The sequence below is a fragment of the Legionella sp. genome (genome assembly GCF_047605385.1).
Taxonomy (GTDB): Bacteria; Pseudomonadota; Gammaproteobacteria; order Legionellales; family Legionellaceae; genus Legionella.
The window spans coordinates 43,866-61,796 of sequence record NZ_JASGFU010000001.1; the positions used below are offsets into that span (position 1 = coordinate 43,866).

Sequence of the window (17,931 nt, forward strand, 5' to 3'; positions counted from 1 at the left end):
CCATGGAGCCAGAAATCACTTATCAGCATAACGTACGTATTTATGCAGAAGATGTCGATTATATGGGCATTGTATATCATGCAAATTATCTACGCCATCTTGAGCGTGCGCGTACAGAAATGTTGCGGCAGAATAATTTAATATTGAGCGACTTATTGCAATCAGATACTTTGTTTGCCATTAGTGAAATTAATATTCGTTACATAACTCCTGCACGGCTAGACGATTTGTTAACTATTAAGTCGCAAATCAGTAAATCGGGTGCTTGTAGTTTTATTTTTGATCAGATAATGTTTAATCAGCACGAGAAATTGATTTGTAAAGCACAGATTAAAGTAGTATGCGTTAATAGCAATTTAAAACCCAAAAGGTTTCCAACGTAGAAATTACTAAATCAAGATTTTAGTTCCGGAGATAAGAAAAAATGAGTGGTCAAGCAAATGTGTTCATGTATTTTATGCAAGCAGGTTTAGTAGTTAAATCAGTAATGATTCTACTGTTGATTGCATCCATCACTTCCTGGACATTAATTTTTCAAAGAGCTTGGTTTTTTAATCGTAAAAAACAACTCACAGAAGCATTTTGTCGTCGTTTTTGGGATAGTGGGGATTTAAGTAGACTTTATGCCGATATTGACAGTAATGCCGAAGAGCGCGATGGTATTGCCGCAATTTTCCATGCTGGATTTAAAGAATTTGTACGTGCACGCAAGCAAGGTAATGTTACAATTGAGCCTATTCAACGTGTTATGCAAATTAGCCATGCAAAAGAAGCAGAAAAATTAGAAAAACATTTACCTTTTTTTGCTTCTGTAGGATCTATTGCTCCTTACATTGGATTATTTGGAACTGTTTGGGGAATTATGACTTCATTCCAAGCTTTAGGCCATGCGCAACAGGCAACTATTGCTATGGTTGCTCCTGGTATTTCTGAGGCACTTGTTGCTACAGCATTAGGATTGTTTACGGCAATCCCTGCGGTAATTGCATATAATCGATATTCAACTCGTGCCAATCTGTTATTAGATCGCTTTGATTTATTTCAGGAAGAATTAATATCACTTATAGAGCAACAAAGCAGTGATACTGTAAGAGGATAAAATTCAAAATGTTTAGAAACAAAACCAAACGAGAACGTCCCATATCTGAGATTAATGTGGTACCTTATATCGATGTGATGTTGGTTTTACTCGTTATTTTCATGATTACGGCACCCATGTTAAGTCAAGGGGTTACCGTAGATTTACCTAAAGCCGCAAGCCAAACACTAGCGCCTACAGATCGAGAACCTATTATTATTTCCGTGAATGCAGAAGGTACCTATTTTCTTAACATTAGCAATACTCCAGCAGATCCTATTGAACCGCAAGCACTAGCAGTTCGTGTTGCTGCAGAACTTGAGTTAGCCAAACAATCCAATCAAAAACTGAATGTTTTAGTTAAAGGTGACCAAGGTGTGGCTTATGGTAAGGTAGTACAGGCAATGGCTTTATTAAAGCAAGCAGGTGCAGAACAAGTAGGCTTACTGACTGACGACTCAGGGCAAAATAAATCAGAGGGCCAAGCATGATTAATTCACCAACGTACCGGAACGCTTTTTTTGTAGCTATTGGTTTGCATCTTTTCATTATTGTGATGCTTTTATCTGATAATACAACTAAAAGACCAGTGTTAACTCCAGAAACACAAAATACACCAGGACTTGAGCAGCCAATCGCTGTAACTTTGCCGCAACAAGAAGTAGTAAAAGCAGTGAGCATGGATAATAAGCAGGTGATGGAAACGGTTAATCGTCTAAAAGAAGAGAGGGCACAGCAGCAACGTGCTGAGATGAATAGGCAACGCGTGTTACAACGTCAAGCAGAAGCTGCAAAACAACAACGCATTAAAGAGCAACAGCAAATTGTGCGACTAAAAGAAGAAGCAAATCGCATTGCCATTGCTCGCAAAAAGCAAGCTGAAGAAGAGAAAAAACGATTAAAACAACTTACTGAACAAAAGGCACAAGAAGCAAAACGCATCGAGGAGTTAAAAAAACAAAAAGAAGAGTTAGTTAAACAGCAACAACTCGAAGCAAAACGCCTTGAAGAACTCAATAAGAGAAAACTTGCTGAAAAAGAAAAAGAGGATAAATTAAAGGCAGAGCGGGTTCAAGCAGCAAAAGAACATACAGAACAACTGGCTAAGGCTGAGGCAGAGAAAAAGCGTCAAGCTCAGGTTGCTGCAGCACAAGATGCTGAGCGTCAGGCGCGTATTGCTGGTGAAGTAGATAAATATAAGGCATTAATTGTGAATGCTATTAGCAGGAACTGGATTCTTCCTGAAAATGTAGATAGTACCTTATCGAGTCAATTTAGAATTCGTTTAGCACCCGATGGGGCCGTGTTAGAAGTGACTTTAACACGTAGTAGTGGCGATCCGCTTCTTGATCGTTCAGCACAAACAGCGATTTATAAAGCATCACCACTTCCTGTCCCTAAGGATGCAAGCACATTTAATATGTTTCGCGATATTAGTTTAACCGTTCGTCCAGAACAAGTTAGGGGGTAAAACTCGTGATTAATCGAATTATTACACTGTTTGTCTTCTTGTTGACGCAACAGGTATTTGCGCTTGATTTAGAATTGACTCAAGGAATTAACTCGGCATTGCCCATAGCGGTTAACTCCTTTGGCTCAGACCATGGAGCACAAGAAATTGCTCAAGTAGTTGAAAATGATTTAACTTTTTCTGGGCAATTTCGAATTGTTTCTGGTCCACAAGGTCCTAATGCTTATTCATCAGTAGGTACTTTAAAACAATTGGGTGCTGATAGCGTTGTTACCGGGCGAGTAACTGCTATGGGTAAAGGTTATGAAGTCAGCTTTACTTTGACTGATGCAGTAGCAAATGGCGCAACTTTATTAACTAAAACTTATACGATTAATGCGAACCAAGTGCGGGCATTAGCACATCATATCAGTGATGAAGTTTATCAAAAGCTTACTGGTGAGCGCGGTATTTTCTCTACACGAATCGCGTATATCTCAGTACAAAGAACCTCGCAACGAACGCAATATTCTTTAGAGGTAGCTGATGCAGATGGATATAATCCACAAAGCTTATTAATCTCTTCTGAGCCGATTATGTCGCCCTCCTGGTCTCCGAATGGTCGAAATATTTCATATGTTTCATTCGAGAAAAAGCGAGCTCAAATTTTTACAGTATCTGTAGAAAGCGGGCAACGTCGCTTAATTACAAGTTTTCCAGGAATTAACGGTGCTCCAGCCTGGTCACCTGATGGCAACCAATTGGCAGTTGTTCTATCTAAGAGTGGTACGCCTAAAATCTATACGGTTGATGTGCATAGCGGTACAATGAAGCAAATTACGTTTGGTGATGCGATTGATACTGAACCACGTTATGCTCCAGATGGTAAGAGCATTCTTTTTACTTCGGGACGCGGTGGTTCACCACAGATCTATCGTTTGTCTTTAACTGATGGTCAAATAAGTCGTGTTACTTTTGAAGGAAATTATAACGCACGTGCTTCTTATACACCTGATATGAAGAGTATTGTCATGTTGCATCGTGACGATAAACAATTTAATATCGGCATGCAAAATACCAACGGTGGGCCAATTATTAGCCTGACTTTTTCCGGTCGTGACGAATCACCCTCAGTTTCACCTAATGGCCGTTTGATTCTTTATGCAACTCATAATAATGATAAAGGTGTGTTAGGCATTGTATCTCTTGATGGTCGTATTCGCATGAAGTTACCCGGTGGTGATGGAGACATTCAAGAGCCAGCCTGGTCCCCTTATTTGAGTTAAATGAGTTTTAGTATTGTCATTTTCTCGCGAAAGGCGGGAATCTATTGCCTATGTTGGTTTGGCGCCTCCATACAAATGAGTCCCCACTCTCATGAGGACGACAATGAAGCTGGCAGTGAGTTCTTGGTTCTTTATCACTAATCAAGACAAGTAAAAACCTGTAAAGGAGAGGCTTAATGACACGATTTTTTTGTATACTCCTTCTTAGCGTTTATGCATTAAGTAGCTATGCATGGAATATGCAAGGGCACAGAGTAATTGCTCAAGTTGCTTTTAATCATTTAACACCTGCAGCGAAGAAAATGTGCCACCAGTACCTCAAATTTCGCGTCAATAAATCAGCGAATGTACAATTTCTTGCTGCAGCAACCTGGTTAGATATCATACGTTTTAGAAATATTCATTGGTATGATGCCTTTCATTATATTGATACTCCTTTTTCTGATGATAATACCATGTTACCTGCTATTGAAAACACGAATGCTGTATGGGGAATCAATAATGCAATTAAAGTGCTTGCAGCCAGAAAGAAGAAAAATAAGGGGGATAAGCGTTTAGCCTTACTTATTTTAATGCATCTTGTGGGCGATGTACATCAACCTTTACATGCTGCAACGAAAGTAAGTAAACAGTTACCGCATGGTGATTTAGGTGGAAATTTATTCCCATTAGGCGCCAATGAGGTAGGTAATAATTTACATAAATATTGGGATAATGGTGCAGGGATTTACCTTGGACGTAGTAACATAGCGCAAATCAAAATGAAAGCGCAGATGATGGAAAAAAAATGGCCTTGCACACAGATTGATACACAGCAGATACCGGAGCAATGGGCAAGAGCTTCTTATAAACTTGCGTTAACGCAAGTTTATCAACTCAATCCTAATGAGATACCAGGCAATCAATATCAGAAAAATGCACAAAACATTGTGCAAAAACAAACGGTAATTGCTGGATGTCGCTTGGCTGCTTTACTTAATCAAATAGCAGCCTCTTGATAAGTTACTACTATGAACACTCGTTTTATCTGGCGAGAAAATATATCATATTGGTTCGTTATAAACGATAATAAAATCAAAGAGGGACTAAAAGCACGCGCTGCCAAAGGAATCAAACTTGGCAAGCCAAAGGGAGTAATACAGACTTCAATGTATGATAAAAACAAAGAAAAAACTCTTCATCTTTATCAGTTAAGTGTCCCACTTCAAAAAATCATTGAAACCCATTTAGGATATGGCAAGTATTTATCACTGAAAGCCTTTATCAAAAAATTAAAGAAATAACTTTAGTATTGATTCTACCTTTTAATAGATATAAAGGAAAATGGCATGTCTGCTTCAGTCTTTATTCTTCTGTTTGTACTCATTACAATTGCATTGCGCAGAATAGCAAGCGTTGTTATCCCTATATGGGCAATTATGGCTGCAGGTGCTATTGCCACTATTTTATTTCAACAAATAACTCCATTAAATGCTATTAAGGCCGTTGAACCGGAAGTGATGTTTTATTTATTTGGTATTTTTTTTATTTCTCAGGCTGCAGAAGAAAGCGGCTATTTGGAACACTTGACTGATCAAATTTTTTATTACACCAACACTGGGAAACAAGCGTTATTGATGATTGTTTTTATACTTGGTCTAAGTGCAGCACTGATAATGAATGATACTATAGCCATTATTGGTACGCCCATTATATTGCAACTCTGTAAATCACATAAAAATTTGATCAAGCCATTACTATTTGCTTTAGCGTTTTCAATAACGATTGGAAGTGCTTTGAGTCCAATAGGCAATCCACAGAATTTGTTGATCGCGATAAAGGGAAAAATGATTTCTCCCTTTGTTGTTTTTATTAACTACTTGATCATTCCAACGATATTAAATCTGGCTGTAACTTACTTATTTATTTATTTGATTTACAGAGACCGATTAAATACATCTATTGAAAAACCTATTCCAGCGCCAATCAGCGATTCTCATACAGTTAGGCTAGTTAAAATAAGTTTGATAATGATGGTTATTCTTGTGAGTATCAAAATCGTAATGGACTTTCTTCATTCAAAAATACAAATAAATTTTAGCTACATTGCTCTTCTATCGGCTATACCTATTTTATTGAGTAATCAACGATGGATTTTTATAAAAAAATTAGATTGGGGGACATTAATTTTTTTCGCAAGTACCTTCATTCTCATACAAAGTGTATGGGATAGTGGTTTTTTTCAAGCGAATATTAGCCACTTTCACATTTCTGTGACACATATTGCGGTTATTTTACTAATCAGCGTTGTTCTTAGCCAGTTTATTTCAAATGTTCCATTGGCTGCATTGTACTTGCCTCTACTAATGCATCATTCACATTCTAATTTGAGCTTATTATCTTTAGCGGTAGGTAGTACCATTGCTGGTAATGCATCTATTTTAGGTGCAGCTTCTAATATCATTATTATACAAAATAGTGAAAAACGAGGAATTATGGGATTTGGATTTTTTGAGTTTATAAAAATAGGAGTCCCGCTTACGTTAATCAATCTTTTAATCTATGCTTATTTCCTTCAAGGAGATTGAGTGAAAAACTCACTACTATCAGGCCGTAGTTTGCTTGCATTAAGCCTAATGATATTTTTCATTGCCGATGCATTGGCCCTATTCTCTCTATTTATTTACGGTCCAATTTAAGATGGGATACAAGCCAGGTTGGTATGGCGCTAGCTACAACAGGTATTGTTGGCGTATTATTTCAAATTCCAAGTGGAATAATAGTTGATGCCATTCGATTTAAGCAGTCGCTTATAGCCTGTGCATGTACCTGCATTATTTTAAGCTGCGCCATTTTGTTAAGCCAAACTTCTTTATATCTCATTATTGCAGCGCAATCCCTTGTTGGCCTAGCCTCCAACCTGCTCCCTCCTTCAATTGCAGCGATATCATTGGGGTTGGTGGGGAAAGACTTGTTTCCCCAAAGAGTCAGTATTAATGAATCCATCGTTCATGGTTCATCACTGAGCAACATTATTGTAGGATTCATAACAAAAATTTACGGATTTCATGTGGGATTTATTTCATTATCTTTTATTGCCGTAATTGGATTGGTCACTTATACATTTACATTGCAAGAAACTAGAGCGCTGAGTGATAAATGATTGATCATTCTTATTGATGTTCGAGTTTAATTATATCTCATTGCCAGTTTGGGCTGAATATGCAGGAAAACTCAATATATTAATCACCAGAAAAACGGATGCTTTTCTGGTGATAGGCTGGAATGTTCAGTTGCAAATATAGAGGCATTTATACTCGTTGCAGGGAGGTCATTACTGCTCCTAAGAAGCGAGTAGCTTCGCCGCCGGTTACTGCGCGGTGATCAAAGCTTAAGGATAAGGGGAGTATGTTATGAGTTTCAATTGCTCCATCCTTCGTAGCTATAACACCTTGATACAACCTGCCAACGGCTAAAATGGCAACCATTGGTGGTACAATAATTGGGCTTGCAAAACGACCTGCAAATTTGCCAAAATTAGAAAGAGTAATGGTTGCACCTTTTAATTTATCCGCGCTGATATCACGATTTTCAACAGAGGTTTTAAGATCATTAATCATCGTTCGTAATTCAATATCAGAATGCTTTGCGGCATTATGAATGACCGGTACAAATAAGCCTTCATTATTATCCATTGCTAAGCCTAAATGGATTTCTTTAAAACATTGACGTGCACCATGTTTAGTATCAAACCAAGCATTTAGCGCAGGTTCTTTTTGTGAAGCATCAATGATTGCACGAATCAGACGAACAGTAATGTCTGTTCCTGGTTTCCAATTGTTAATGTCTGCTTCATCAAAAATACTAACAGGAACAATTTCTGCATGAGATTGCACCATGCTATTGAGCATTGCACGGCGTACGCCACGCAGGGGTTCAAAACCAGCAGGAATTTGAGAATTTTTATCAGCTTGAGTTTGAACGTCTTCACGAGTGATCACCCCAAAGTCACCGCTGCCTTTAAGTGCCGCAAGATCGACACCTAATTTTTTAGCCAGTATTTTTACCGCAGGAGTTGCTTTAATACGCGATTTGCCAGATTGTTGGGTACCAATAACAAAATTATCTTCACTAATTTCGCTGCTTTCTTCCAAATTGCCTACCACAGTACCTTTATCTGTTGCTTTTGACACTGGTGCGACAAAAGCAATTAAAGGCTCACCAGTTTTGATGACATCGCCAGGTTTACCGTATAATTTACTGATTACACCAGCTTGAGGGCAGGGCACATCAACAACTGCTTTCGCAGTTTCCATCGAGACTAGAGGTTGATCCACAATAACAGTATCACCTTCTTTAACAAACCATTCATGAATTTCAGCATCAGGTAAGCCTTCACCTAAATCGGGTAGATTGAAAATATTCATTATTACTCCATTATGCTCATAACACTGTTCTTAATACGCGCGACACTAGGTATGTATTGTTTTTCCAGCTGGAAATAAGGCATGACCGTATCATAGCCAGTAACTCGCTGTACTGGTGCTCTTAAATCGGACATTAAATTCTCCATAATTTGGGCGGAGATTTCAGCGCCCACTCCACATGTTTTTGCTGCTTCATGGACCACAATGCAACGGCCAGTTTTCTCAACTGAAGCAAGAATAGTTTCAATATCTAGAGGTTTAATTGTGGCAACGTCAATCACTTCACAGGAAATACCTTCATCATTCAATTGCTTGGCTGCTTGCAGTGTTTCATGTATGCTTGCACCCCAACTTACCAAGGTGACATCATCGCCTTGTTGTAGAGTAAAACATTTACCGATAGGTAAGGCTTCACCATTGTCTTCTACGGGTTGTTTTACTAGACGATAAATACGTTTAGGCTCTAAAAAGATGACTGGATCAGGATTGCGTATTGCCGAGAGTAACAAGCCATAAGCACGTTTGGGTGACGAAGGAATAACCACTTGTAAGCCAGGAATATGAGCAAACAATGCTTCAGTACTTTCTGAATGATGTTCAGGAGCTCTGATACCTCCACCAAATGGAGCACGAAATACTAAGGGGCAACTTAAACGTCCACGAGTGCGGTTACGCATACGTGCTGCATGGGAAATGATTTGATTCATTGCGGGATAGATAAATCCCATAAATTGGAATTCTGCGACTGGTTTTAAGCCTTGTAGCGACATGCCAATAGCTAAACCGGCAATCATTGATTCCGCTAGTGGTGAATCAAAAACGCGGTACTCGCCAAAACGTTCCTGTAAGCCAACAGTGGCACGAAATACCCCACCATTTTTACCTACATCCTCACCAAAAATAACTACATTTTCATCATGAGCTAACTCATAAGCTAAGGCCTGAGTAACTGCTTCAATTAAAGTAATATCAGGCATTGTCAGCTTCCTCCATTGCAATTGCACGTTGTTCTACCAGATATTCGGGCAGTTCAGCATAGTGATAATCAAAGATGCTACTGATGGGCTGAGGTACTTTATTCAAGTATTCGTCTACAGCTTTTTCTACTTCAGAGGTACAATGCATTACTAATTGCTCTTCTTCTTGAGCATTCCAGATATTATGTTCTAGTAAGTATTCTTTAAAGCGGAAAATTGGCTCTTTAGGCTTGGCTTGATCGACCTCTTGCGAGGGTTGATAACGTGTTGCATCATCGGCAGTAGTATGGTCCGACAAGCGGTAGGATAGAGCTTCAATTAAGGTTGGTCCCTCCCCACGACGTGCTTTTTCAATGGCATCACCAATTACTTGGCGAGTGGCCAGAATGTCATTCCCGTCTATTTGCATCCCGGTAAAACCAGCAGCAATGGCTTTTTGTGCAATTGTTTGTGTTCCAGTTTGTTTATTTCTGGGTACAGAGATGGCCCATTGGTTATTATTGACCACAAAAATCACAGGCAGTTTCCACGTGCCGGCCACATTGATGGCTTCGTAGAAGTCACCCTCAGAGGTACCGCCTTCACCAACACAAACTACGGCAACGCGAGGCTCCTTACGGTATTGGAAGGCAAATGCAATACCCGTAGCATGCAAACATTGTGACGCAATAGGAACGCAAATGGGTAAATCTTGTGCGTTTGCTGTAAATTGACTACCACGTTCATCCCCCCCCCAATAAGAGAGAATCTCCGACATTTTTACTCCGCGCTGAATTTGTGCGGCATAATCACGGTAATAAGGAATAAATACATCTTCAGGTTTCATCGCATGACCTATTGCGGCAGAAATTGCTTCCTGGCCATTAATTGGAGCATAGGTACCCATTTTTCCAGTCCGTTGTAATGCAATTGCTTTTTTATCAAAAGTACGAGTAAGAACCATAATCTTATATAGTTCTTTTAAAGCCTCATGGTCTTTAGCAAACTCAGGAGCAGGTCCTGCTAATTTGCCTTGTTCATTTAGAAACTGAGTATATGTAATATCAAATTGAGCAACTGTTGCCATGCGTGGCTCCTTGTCAACAAAGCGTTTACATAGCATACTCACAATTTTATTTAAACACCAGTAAATTGGGCGGAATATCGCTTGATTTCGTATATTTCTTTACTCATTTTATGTCTTTTGGGGCCGTTTTATTTTATTAGATATGAGGTAAATATTGAGTCAGTATGTATTGTATTCGTTAAATTATTGCTTATCTATGCAAGACTATTATCAGAAATTATCTCATTTGCCTGGATTTGTACTGCTTGAAAGTACAGATAAGTCAAGAGGCCGTTATGATATTGTGAGTGCTTATCCTTATGATTCAATTAAAATTACAGCACAAACACGTGATATTGGCAAAATAGTGCAATCATTGAGCCAAGAAATCTCATTAAAGCCTTCTGTTGCTGATTTACCATTTCAAGGTGGTGCGATAGGATATATTTCTTATGATTTTGGCGAACGACTTTTAGGTATTCACTCTACACCACCACCTGGTTTAAGTGCCATGCCTCTCCTTAATCTGGGGATGTATGATTGGGCGATTATTGTGGATCATCATTTGCAACAGACGACTTTATTTGCTGCACAAACCCAATCAGAAACAGAGCATATTGTGGCTGAAGTCATGTGTTTATGGAAAGAGCCAATCAAAGCAAAAGCAAAAGGCTCCATGACTAGCGTATTTTGTCCCATCCTTACTAAAGAAGAGTATGGGTCTGCTTTGGCAACGATCAAACAGGCTTTACACAAAGGCCGCTGTTATCAAGTAAATTATACGCAACCATTTCATGCTCATTATGAAGGAGATGCCTGGACTTTCTATAGAAAAATCAGTAAAAAAAATCCCGTGCCATTTTCTGCCTTTTTACGCATGGATGAAGCTGATATTTTAAGTTTTTCACCCGAGCGTTTTTTGCTTTATGATAAAGGTAAATTACTTACTTCACCTATAAAAGGCACGATAAGGCGTTCTGCAGATCCGAGTATTGATGGGCAATTGCAGCAAGAATTAGTAACAAGTGAAAAAAACATTGCAGAGAATGTGATGATTGTTGATTTGCTAAGAAATGATTTAGGTAAAATTGCTCAGCCAGGGAGTGTCCATGTTTCTGCTTTGTGTGCACTTGAAAGCTATAATTCAGTCCATCATTTAGTCAGCACTATAGAAGCCCAATGCTTACCTGAAATTCAGCCTTTTTCTGCGTTCTTATCCTGCTTTCCTGGAGGTTCAATTACCGGAGCACCTAAATTGGAAGCAATGCATATGATTCATGAATTAGAGCTCCATTCTCGTGGTATTTATTGTGGTTCCATTGGATTTTTTTCGCGTCATGGTTATTTTGATACTAATATTGCTATAAGGACTGTGACAGCGACCAATGAGCGTTTACACTTAGCCGTTGGCGGTGGAATTGTAATGGATTCTGAACCTGAAGATGAATATCAAGAGTGTTTTATTAAAATAGCGGCAGTAATCAATGGACTTAAAGAAACCTAACAATAATCATATACCGCATCATGCAGCAGTGATGGTACTTTATGATCGCTTCGCAGATGCCCTAATTCTTACGAAACGCAGTGAGAACCTACGTTCACATCCTGGTGAAGTTTGTTTCCCTGGTGGTGCATGGGAGGAAAACGATCAAGATTTATATGCTACCGCGTTAAGAGAGCTTCATGAAGAAATAGGGATTACTGCAGATAGAGTAACCTTCCTTAGGGAATTAAAAATTCAACGGACTCTATTAGGAAGTATTATTCATCCCTGGCTTGGCAGTGTTGAATCAGTAATTCCTTATCAATTAAATCCCAATGAAGTAACACGTTTGATATTGATTCCAATGAGTTTGGTGCTGTTACCTCAGAATTATCGTGACATTATTGTTGAACGTGGTAAGTTTCGTTTTAAAAGTTGTGAATTTGCTTTTGAAGGAGATTGGGTTTGGGGGGCTACTGCTAAGATTATGAAACAGTTAACCAAAAACGAATCCCCAAAAGGATTCGTTTTTTAAGTTTAATTCATTAAGCCCTTTCTTTTTGATCATTATTTTCTTTTAAAGCTCGACGTAAGATTTTTCCAACGTTGGTTTTGGGTAGCTCGTTAAAAAACTCTACTATTTTGGGGACCTTATAAGCAGTTAAATGTTCGCGACAATAAGCAATGATCTCTTCTGCAGTAAGGTTAGGGTCTTTTTTGACAATACATGCTTTAACCCGTTCACCTGATTCTTTGTCTTGCGCCCCAACGACGCCTACCTCTAATACTCCCGGATGCATACTGATGACTTGTTCTACCTCATTGGGGTAAACGTTAAAGCCAGAAACAACTAACATGTCTTTTTTGCGATCAACGAGGTAGATAAAACCCTCCTCATCCATTTTACCAATATCTCCAGTTTTTAAATAACCCGTTTTAGTAAATACTAAAGCGGTTTCATCGGGACGCCGCCAATATCCTGGGGTTACCTGTGGACCTTTAATGCAAATTTCGCCACTAGTACCAATAGGAACTTCATGTTCCTCATTATCGAGAATGAGTATGTCTGTTGAAGGTAAAGGTAACCCAATACTGCCATTATATTCGGTCATTGACATGGGATTAATGGTTGCCGCAGGACTGGTTTCAGTAAGTCCATAGGCTTCCAAAATAGGGGAGTTAGTTACTTCTCTCCAGCGCAGAGCGACACTTTTTTGTAAGGTCATACCGCCTGATAAAGTGAGTTTTAACTTACTAAAATCAACTTCTTTAAATTTAGGATGATTTAGCATGGCATTAAATAAAGTGTTCACACCTGTTATGGTTGTAAAACCACTATGCTTAAGTTCTTTTATGAAATGATTCATGTCTCTAGGATTGGTAATTAAAATATTTTTTGCCCCTATTTTCATAAAAGTTAGACAATTCGCTGTCAATGAAAAGATATGATACAGAGGTAGAGCGGTGACAATTATTTCGTATTCACCAATTACTGGAGAAATCCATGAATAGGCTTGCAATAAATTCGCGATTAGATTTCCATGTGTAAGTATTGCGCCTTTAGCCACTCCGGTTGTGCCACCGGTATATTGTAAAAAAGCAATGTCGTCATGGTCCAATTCTACATGATGAAGCGTTGATTGTTTCCCTTCAAGTAATGCATATCTAAAATCCACTGTGCGAGGTATTGAATAAGCAGGAACCATTTTCTTGATATATTTGACTACTGAATTGACTATGAATCGTTTTATTGATGGAAATAAATCACCAATTTGAGTTACTATGACATGTTTTATTGACGGGATGGAGGGAAGCGCCTTTTCGAGTGTTTTCGCAAAATTGGCTAAGACAATAATTGCTTCAGCTTCGGCATCATTCATTTGATGAATCACTTCATCAGTAGTGTATAGCGGATTCGTATTCACTACCACAAAGCCCGCACGTAAAATACCAAAAAGAGCAATCGGATATTGCAAAATATTGGGTATCATAATTGCCACGCGTGAGCCTTTTTTCATTTTTAGTTGTTGCAGGTATGCAGCAAAATCACGACTTAGTTCATCTAACTCCTTGAAATTTATCTCCGTTCCCAAGTTAGAATAGGCAATTCTATCCTTATATTTATCGCAAGATTCTTTAAATAAGGTAACAAGGGACGAATATTGACCTGGGTCAATTTCATGTGGAACACCATCTTGATATTGTTCAAACCACCTTTTATCCACCTTAATGTCCTTCTGTTATTATTTTTCACATGTTAGTATAAACAAAATTTTTAGTTATGGATATCATGCTCATGAGTGAAAATACAACGCAAATCCAAGCATTTAAGTTAAAAGGGCGTCTTTACACTTTTACTGTTTTACAAGTTTTAAACACCGATAGCGATATATTTGCGCAACAACTAGCAGAGACTGTTGCACGAGCTCCCAAATTATTCGAGCGTACGCCAGTAGTTTTTGATCTCTCCTCAGTTGCTCAATCAGCGTTTGATTTAAATGTTTTATTACAATCTGCACGAACCAACGGCATGATCCCTGTGGCCGTCCAGGGGGGGAGTACTTTACAAAATGCTTTAGCACAATGTCAGGAGTTAGCTGTGTTACATGCTTCCGCAACGCAAGATAAACCGATTATTGAGCGTTCAATTGAACCAGCGCATCCTATTGAACAGACCAAAACAAAACTAATAACTACACCGGTGCGCTCGGGACAACAATTTGTTGCAAAAGGTGCGGATCTTATTGTGACGTCTTCAGTAAGTCATGGCGCTGAATTATTGTCAGATGGTTGTATTCATGTGTATGGTGCTTTACGTGGTCGTGCTTTAGCGGGAATTTCCGGGGATAAAGAAGCACGTATTTTTTGTCAGTCACTTGAGGCAGAATTAGTATCTATTGCTGGTTTTTATCGTTTAAGTGATGCGATTGAGCCTTTGAATAAACCCTGTCAAATTTATTTATTGGATGATCATATCCAAATTGAGCCCTTATGATCGAAGCTGTTTTTATTTCAGATTTGCATTTACACCCTAAAGAAATTGCTATTCAAGCGCGTTTTGATGCATTTCTTAAATGGGCTATAAAACATGAAGTAAAAAATATCTACATTCTAGGGGATTTTTTTCATGTTTGGGCTGGCGATGATACTCTTAATGATTGGAGTAGGGGGATTGCAGAACAATTGCATACCTTAAAGCAATTAGGAATTAATCTATTTTATATGCATGGCAATCGTGATTTTTTATTGGGTAAGGCTTTTGCTCAATTGACTGGGTGGACGATGATGTCGGAACCTACCATTCTTTATCTTGGTAATGAAAAAATCATGTTGGCACATGGCGATCGCTATTGTACTAAAGACATTGCTCACCAGCGTTTTCGTCTTTTGACCCGTAATCGGATTTTCCCTCTGTTATTTTTAAGTTTATCCCTTAAATATCGTGAAAAGCTGGTTACTCAGGTACGTAGCCGCAGTCAGAATAATGTCAGTAAGTCTTTAGAACAGATGGATGTAGTGACTGAGTCGGTGATTTCGCATATGCAGGAACATGGTGTGACTAAATTAATTCATGGACACACACATAAACCAGGCATGAGTACCTATAAAGTAGGGGCAGAAGAATTAGTGCGCTATGTGCTTAGTGATTGGGATGACAAGCCAAAGATATTGTGTTACGATAATACAAAAGGCGTTTATTTTACCCAAATATAGTTTTTTCATTATAATTTAGGATCTTTAAAATGAGTGTGAGTGAAGAGAAAAAACGAGAAGTAGCGAATGAATTTGAAAATGCCGCTAAAAAAGTCGCCGTGAAAGAAGCCGAGAACCGAACAGAAGAATATCGTAAATATTTGGCAGAGAAGCGTAATGCCGAAGATAAAGATGCTCTAATGAAATGGTATAATGAAAAATATACAATGGATAGTCGCGGGAAGAATCAGATTACTCTGTGGGATAGTGTTGTGAATAAGGCCGAAGAAGCACTTGTTTTAGAGCAAACCACATACCATGATTGGCGCTCGGCGATGATGTCATTAATGTCTTTATTTTCGATGTTAGTTTCTGCGATATCGCAATCAGAAAAAGAATTAGTTGGTGAAAGATATTTTACTATTAAGCAATCAGTGCGTGAAAATTATTTTTATCCGATTGCACATAAAATTTTGGATACAGTTCGCGGTGATCCTCGCGTTAATATACCCACGATACTGCATAATGTTACAATAGGCGACGATAACAAATTGCACATTAAAGAATTAAAAAGTCTTGACCCTAATCGCAATGTCAGCAGTTTGAAAACTCAATTTACCAAGTTCGTGTCTGTATGGCTGGCTGGTCATGGTTATGCACCAGGACCAGAAATAGGTGCTTATATTAATCAAGATAAAAATTCACCTGATTACGGTAAGATCTTGACTAAAGAAAAGTTCAATGAGTTAAAAAATGACAAAAACCTGGGACTCGATAAATTCCTGGAAGATTTAAGCAAGCTCAAATTTCAATCTGTTGCAGAAGAAATTCCAGAACCAGAGCCCGCCCCAGCTCCAAGACCATAGCGTTTAGGTGAAGATGGATTGCTAGTCTAAATCCATTACTTCACCAGGAACTCCGCTATGGAAGCGAAATACTGCATCTGTTGATAAAATAAATTCATTTTCCAACGTTAAAAATTTCGCAATGCGTTGTTGAATATTACCACCATATAATTTGGCTAAACGCAAGTAATCTTCAAAATGGCGTGCTTCAGAACGTACTAAAGTGCCATAAAATTTAGCTAATTCTGCATCCTCAAGATAAGGAATAATGGCATAAAAGCGTTCACAGGAGCGTGCTTCAATGATGGCACCACTGATTAATTGATCGCATAAGCGTTCAATAAAATCTTTTTGGGTTACATGTCGGTGCATCTGAGTAGCATATCCTGATGGTGGCAAAGGTCTAAAAGCAATATTACGTTTGGTCATGATATTGATTACCTTTTCAAAGTGCAGTAACTCTTCACGAGCCAAAGGGGACATCACAGTAACTAATTCTTTTTTTTCAGGATACTTACTCATAAAATTTATTGCAGTAGCAGCGGCTTTACGCTCACAATGCGCATGATCCACCAGCAACAAAGGCACATTTTGCGCAGCATACTCCAACCATTTTTTTGAGGTTGGGGTGTGGAGAAAGTCATTTAATGTTTGTAAATCAGCATCTAATCGTTTTAACATCAGGAAAATACACTATACTTTCAAAGAAGTAGTCTTATATCATATACTGTGAATAAATTAAATTGGATAAGAAATGGGCGTAGCAGAATCAGAGATTGACGTAGGCCACTGGTTTTCAACTTACGGTGTAATTACCGCGGAGCGGATTTTGGGGCGATACCAAATTAAAATAGCGACTACAGATTTGGTAACAGCAATAAAAAGTCCATTTAGTTTTTATCATAAGCTACTGGAAGTGCCATTTAAAAACGTACTGAATGGGATTGTGCTGCAGCAAGCCAAAGACTATCTAATCTACGGACAAAAATTATTCATTGATTATTTATTATCTAGTGAAAGCTCCAAGGATGAGACAGCTCAAGGTGTTGGTACTCGTGAAAGCTTGGAATCTGAACGTAAGGATTTGATTACTTTGGGTGAAGAGTTTCATCACAAAGAGATTGAGCATAATAATATAATTGCTTCAAGCCAATCGTTATTAATCACCATAACGCATAATTTTAATGTGGTGCTAGAACAATCTGTAACCGCAATTGAGGCCACATTAAAAGCCGCAAGTAATGCAACAACTAAAGCGGTAGTGCGTCGAGCAATTAACCATGCATTAATCCATTGTGATTTAAATAATCCTCAGATGCAAAGTGATCCTTTTCTTTTTACTGATAGCATTGTTGAAGGATTAAAAACATCAGTTGATCATGACATTAAAGCCAAGATCACCAAAAATGTCGCTGCGTTGTTAAAAATTGTATTGAATTTTGATGATGAAATTCGGTCTTTTGCTGAACGTGCTGAAGACATGAAGATACAGGCCAGTTTTTACAGAAGCAAATTTTATAATGCAGTTCTTCGTATTTTAGAACTGATTAAGTTATTGCCAGAATACAAGATTGACCCAGAGCAAGATGCGAATAATAGAGAATCTTTAGATTTCGATAAAACTATTGGCGATGAGTAATTGTTCCTGAATAAATGAATTTATATTAG

General features: G+C 38.4%; 20 protein-coding genes. 15 read left to right on the forward strand and 5 right to left on the reverse strand.

The genetic code is table 11. The features are described from left to right. Positions 1-2: 2 nt before the first annotated feature. The 9 genes from QM652_RS00185 to QM652_RS00225 all read left to right on the forward strand — a co-directional run bounded on the left by QM652_RS00185 (position 3) and on the right by QM652_RS00225 (position 6,956). Positions 3-383: a YbgC/FadM family acyl-CoA thioesterase gene (locus QM652_RS00185; RefSeq protein WP_415072126.1), complete on the forward strand. Its 381-nt coding sequence runs from the start codon at positions 3-5 to the stop codon at positions 381-383. A gap of 41 nt (positions 384-424) precedes the next feature. Beyond that, positions 425-1,099, forward strand: coding sequence for a protein TolQ (gene tolQ, locus QM652_RS00190; RefSeq protein WP_415072127.1), 675 nt, complete (start codon positions 425-427; stop codon positions 1,097-1,099). 8 nt (positions 1,100-1,107) lie between these two features. Then, positions 1,108-1,569: a protein TolR gene (gene tolR, locus QM652_RS00195; protein ID WP_415072128.1), complete on the forward strand. Its 462-nt coding sequence runs from the start codon at positions 1,108-1,110 to the stop codon at positions 1,567-1,569. Beyond that, positions 1,566-2,549, forward strand: coding sequence for a cell envelope integrity protein TolA (tolA, locus tag QM652_RS00200; protein ID WP_415072129.1), 984 nt, complete (start codon positions 1,566-1,568; stop codon positions 2,547-2,549). Before tolR ends, tolA begins: the two co-directional genes overlap by 4 nt. A 5-nt stretch (positions 2,550-2,554) precedes the next feature. After that, positions 2,555-3,814 (forward strand): Tol-Pal system beta propeller repeat protein TolB, encoded by a 1,260-nt coding sequence (tolB, locus tag QM652_RS00205; RefSeq protein ID WP_415072130.1) that lies wholly within the window; start codon positions 2,555-2,557, stop codon positions 3,812-3,814. Between the two features lie 176 nt (positions 3,815-3,990). After that, on the forward strand, positions 3,991-4,812 hold the full coding sequence (locus QM652_RS00210; RefSeq protein WP_415072131.1) for a S1/P1 nuclease: 822 nt from the start codon (positions 3,991-3,993) through the stop codon (positions 4,810-4,812). Between the two features lie 12 nt (positions 4,813-4,824). Beyond that, positions 4,825-5,097: a hypothetical protein gene (locus tag QM652_RS00215; protein ID WP_415072132.1), complete on the forward strand. Its 273-nt coding sequence runs from the start codon at positions 4,825-4,827 to the stop codon at positions 5,095-5,097. A 45-nt stretch (positions 5,098-5,142) separates the two neighbouring features. After that, positions 5,143-6,381, forward strand: a complete 1,239-nt coding sequence (locus tag QM652_RS00220) for an SLC13 family permease (protein WP_415072133.1) — start codon at positions 5,143-5,145, stop codon at positions 6,379-6,381. Between the two features lie 89 nt (positions 6,382-6,470). Continuing rightward, entirely contained in the window at positions 6,471-6,956 is a 486-nt protein-coding gene (locus QM652_RS00225; RefSeq protein ID WP_415072240.1) for an MFS transporter, read from the forward strand. A 148-nt stretch (positions 6,957-7,104) separates the two neighbouring features. On the opposite strand, the gene QM652_RS00230 is transcribed toward QM652_RS00225, so the two are convergent. Genes QM652_RS00230 through pdhA form a run of 3 tightly spaced genes read right to left on the reverse strand, consistent with a single transcriptional unit; the run spans position 7,105 to position 10,263 of the window. After that, positions 7,105-8,220, reverse strand: coding sequence for a dihydrolipoamide acetyltransferase family protein (locus QM652_RS00230; protein ID WP_415072134.1), 1,116 nt, complete (start codon positions 8,218-8,220; stop codon positions 7,105-7,107). A gap of 2 nt (positions 8,221-8,222) precedes the next feature. Then, a complete protein-coding gene (locus QM652_RS00235) occupies positions 8,223-9,197 on the reverse strand; it encodes an alpha-ketoacid dehydrogenase subunit beta (protein ID WP_415072135.1) in 975 nt (324 codons plus the stop codon). Next, positions 9,190-10,263 carry a pyruvate dehydrogenase (acetyl-transferring) E1 component subunit alpha gene (pdhA, locus tag QM652_RS00240; protein WP_415072136.1) on the reverse strand — a complete coding sequence of 358 codons (1,074 nt, stop codon included), beginning with the start codon at positions 10,261-10,263 and terminating at the stop codon, positions 9,190-9,192. Before pdhA ends, QM652_RS00235 begins: the two co-directional genes overlap by 8 nt. 154 nt (positions 10,264-10,417) lie before the next feature. Here pdhA and pabB point away from each other — a divergent pair, with 154 nt between their 5' ends. Further along, a complete protein-coding gene (pabB, locus tag QM652_RS00245; RefSeq protein WP_415072137.1) occupies positions 10,418-11,746 on the forward strand; it encodes an aminodeoxychorismate synthase component I in 1,329 nt (442 codons plus the stop codon). Beyond that, complete coding sequence (locus tag QM652_RS00250) at positions 11,727-12,260, forward strand: NUDIX hydrolase (RefSeq protein WP_415072138.1); 534 nt, start codon at positions 11,727-11,729, stop codon at positions 12,258-12,260. The genes pabB and QM652_RS00250 overlap by 20 nt, the downstream gene beginning before the upstream one ends. Positions 12,261-12,270: 10 nt before the next feature. On the opposite strand, the gene QM652_RS00255 is transcribed toward QM652_RS00250, so the two are convergent. Continuing rightward, positions 12,271-13,950: an AMP-binding protein gene (locus QM652_RS00255; RefSeq protein ID WP_415072139.1), complete on the reverse strand. Its 1,680-nt coding sequence runs from the start codon at positions 13,948-13,950 to the stop codon at positions 12,271-12,273. Between the two features lie 71 nt (positions 13,951-14,021). Between QM652_RS00255 and minC the strand changes: the two genes are divergently transcribed. Genes minC through QM652_RS00270 form a run of 3 tightly spaced genes read left to right on the forward strand, consistent with a single transcriptional unit; the run spans position 14,022 to position 16,284 of the window. Next, positions 14,022-14,720 (forward strand): septum site-determining protein MinC, encoded by a 699-nt coding sequence (gene minC / locus QM652_RS00260; RefSeq protein WP_415072140.1) that lies wholly within the window; start codon positions 14,022-14,024, stop codon positions 14,718-14,720. Next, a complete protein-coding gene (locus QM652_RS00265) occupies positions 14,717-15,439 on the forward strand; it encodes a UDP-2,3-diacylglucosamine diphosphatase (RefSeq protein WP_415072141.1) in 723 nt (240 codons plus the stop codon). Before minC ends, QM652_RS00265 begins: the two co-directional genes overlap by 4 nt. Positions 15,440-15,468: 29 nt before the next feature. After that, complete coding sequence (locus tag QM652_RS00270) at positions 15,469-16,284, forward strand: hypothetical protein (protein ID WP_415072142.1); 816 nt, start codon at positions 15,469-15,471, stop codon at positions 16,282-16,284. A gap of 21 nt (positions 16,285-16,305) precedes the next feature. Here QM652_RS00270 and QM652_RS00275 read toward each other — a convergent pair whose 3' ends face one another. Next, positions 16,306-16,944, reverse strand: a complete 639-nt coding sequence (locus tag QM652_RS00275) for a tRNA-(ms[2]io[6]A)-hydroxylase (protein WP_415072143.1) — start codon at positions 16,942-16,944, stop codon at positions 16,306-16,308. Positions 16,945-17,017: 73 nt separating this feature from the next. Between QM652_RS00275 and QM652_RS00280 the strand changes: the two genes are divergently transcribed. Next, entirely contained in the window at positions 17,018-17,902 is an 885-nt protein-coding gene (locus QM652_RS00280) for a hypothetical protein (RefSeq protein ID WP_415072144.1), read from the forward strand. Positions 17,903-17,931 lie beyond the last annotated feature (29 nt).

Excerpts from the sequence above, each read along its gene's own strand:
- QM652_RS00185 (WP_415072126.1), top strand. The coding sequence starts at position 3 with ATGGAGCCAGAAATCACTTATCAGCATAACGTACGTATTTATGCAGAA.
- tolQ (WP_415072127.1), top strand. The coding sequence starts at position 425 with ATGAGTGGTCAAGCAAATGTGTTCATGTATTTTATGCAAGCAGGTTTA.
- tolR (WP_415072128.1), top strand. The coding sequence starts at position 1,108 with ATGTTTAGAAACAAAACCAAACGAGAACGTCCCATATCTGAGATTAAT.
- tolA (WP_415072129.1), top strand. The coding sequence starts at position 1,566 with ATGATTAATTCACCAACGTACCGGAACGCTTTTTTTGTAGCTATTGGT.
- QM652_RS00210 (WP_415072131.1), top strand. The coding sequence starts at position 3,991 with ATGACACGATTTTTTTGTATACTCCTTCTTAGCGTTTATGCATTAAGT.
- QM652_RS00215 (WP_415072132.1), top strand. The coding sequence starts at position 4,825 with ATGAACACTCGTTTTATCTGGCGAGAAAATATATCATATTGGTTCGTT.
- QM652_RS00220 (WP_415072133.1), top strand. The coding sequence starts at position 5,143 with ATGTCTGCTTCAGTCTTTATTCTTCTGTTTGTACTCATTACAATTGCA.
- QM652_RS00230 (WP_415072134.1), bottom strand. The coding sequence starts at position 8,220 with ATGAATATTTTCAATCTACCCGATTTAGGTGAAGGCTTACCTGATGCT.
- QM652_RS00235 (WP_415072135.1), bottom strand. The coding sequence starts at position 9,197 with ATGCCTGATATTACTTTAATTGAAGCAGTTACTCAGGCCTTAGCTTAT.
- pdhA (WP_415072136.1), bottom strand. The coding sequence starts at position 10,263 with ATGGCAACAGTTGCTCAATTTGATATTACATATACTCAGTTTCTAAAT.
- QM652_RS00250 (WP_415072138.1), top strand. The coding sequence starts at position 11,727 with ATGGACTTAAAGAAACCTAACAATAATCATATACCGCATCATGCAGCA.
- minC (WP_415072140.1), top strand. The coding sequence starts at position 14,022 with ATGAGTGAAAATACAACGCAAATCCAAGCATTTAAGTTAAAAGGGCGT.
- QM652_RS00265 (WP_415072141.1), top strand. The coding sequence starts at position 14,717 with ATGATCGAAGCTGTTTTTATTTCAGATTTGCATTTACACCCTAAAGAA.
- QM652_RS00270 (WP_415072142.1), top strand. The coding sequence starts at position 15,469 with ATGAGTGTGAGTGAAGAGAAAAAACGAGAAGTAGCGAATGAATTTGAA.
- QM652_RS00275 (WP_415072143.1), bottom strand. The coding sequence starts at position 16,944 with ATGTTAAAACGATTAGATGCTGATTTACAAACATTAAATGACTTTCTC.
- QM652_RS00280 (WP_415072144.1), top strand. The coding sequence starts at position 17,018 with ATGGGCGTAGCAGAATCAGAGATTGACGTAGGCCACTGGTTTTCAACT.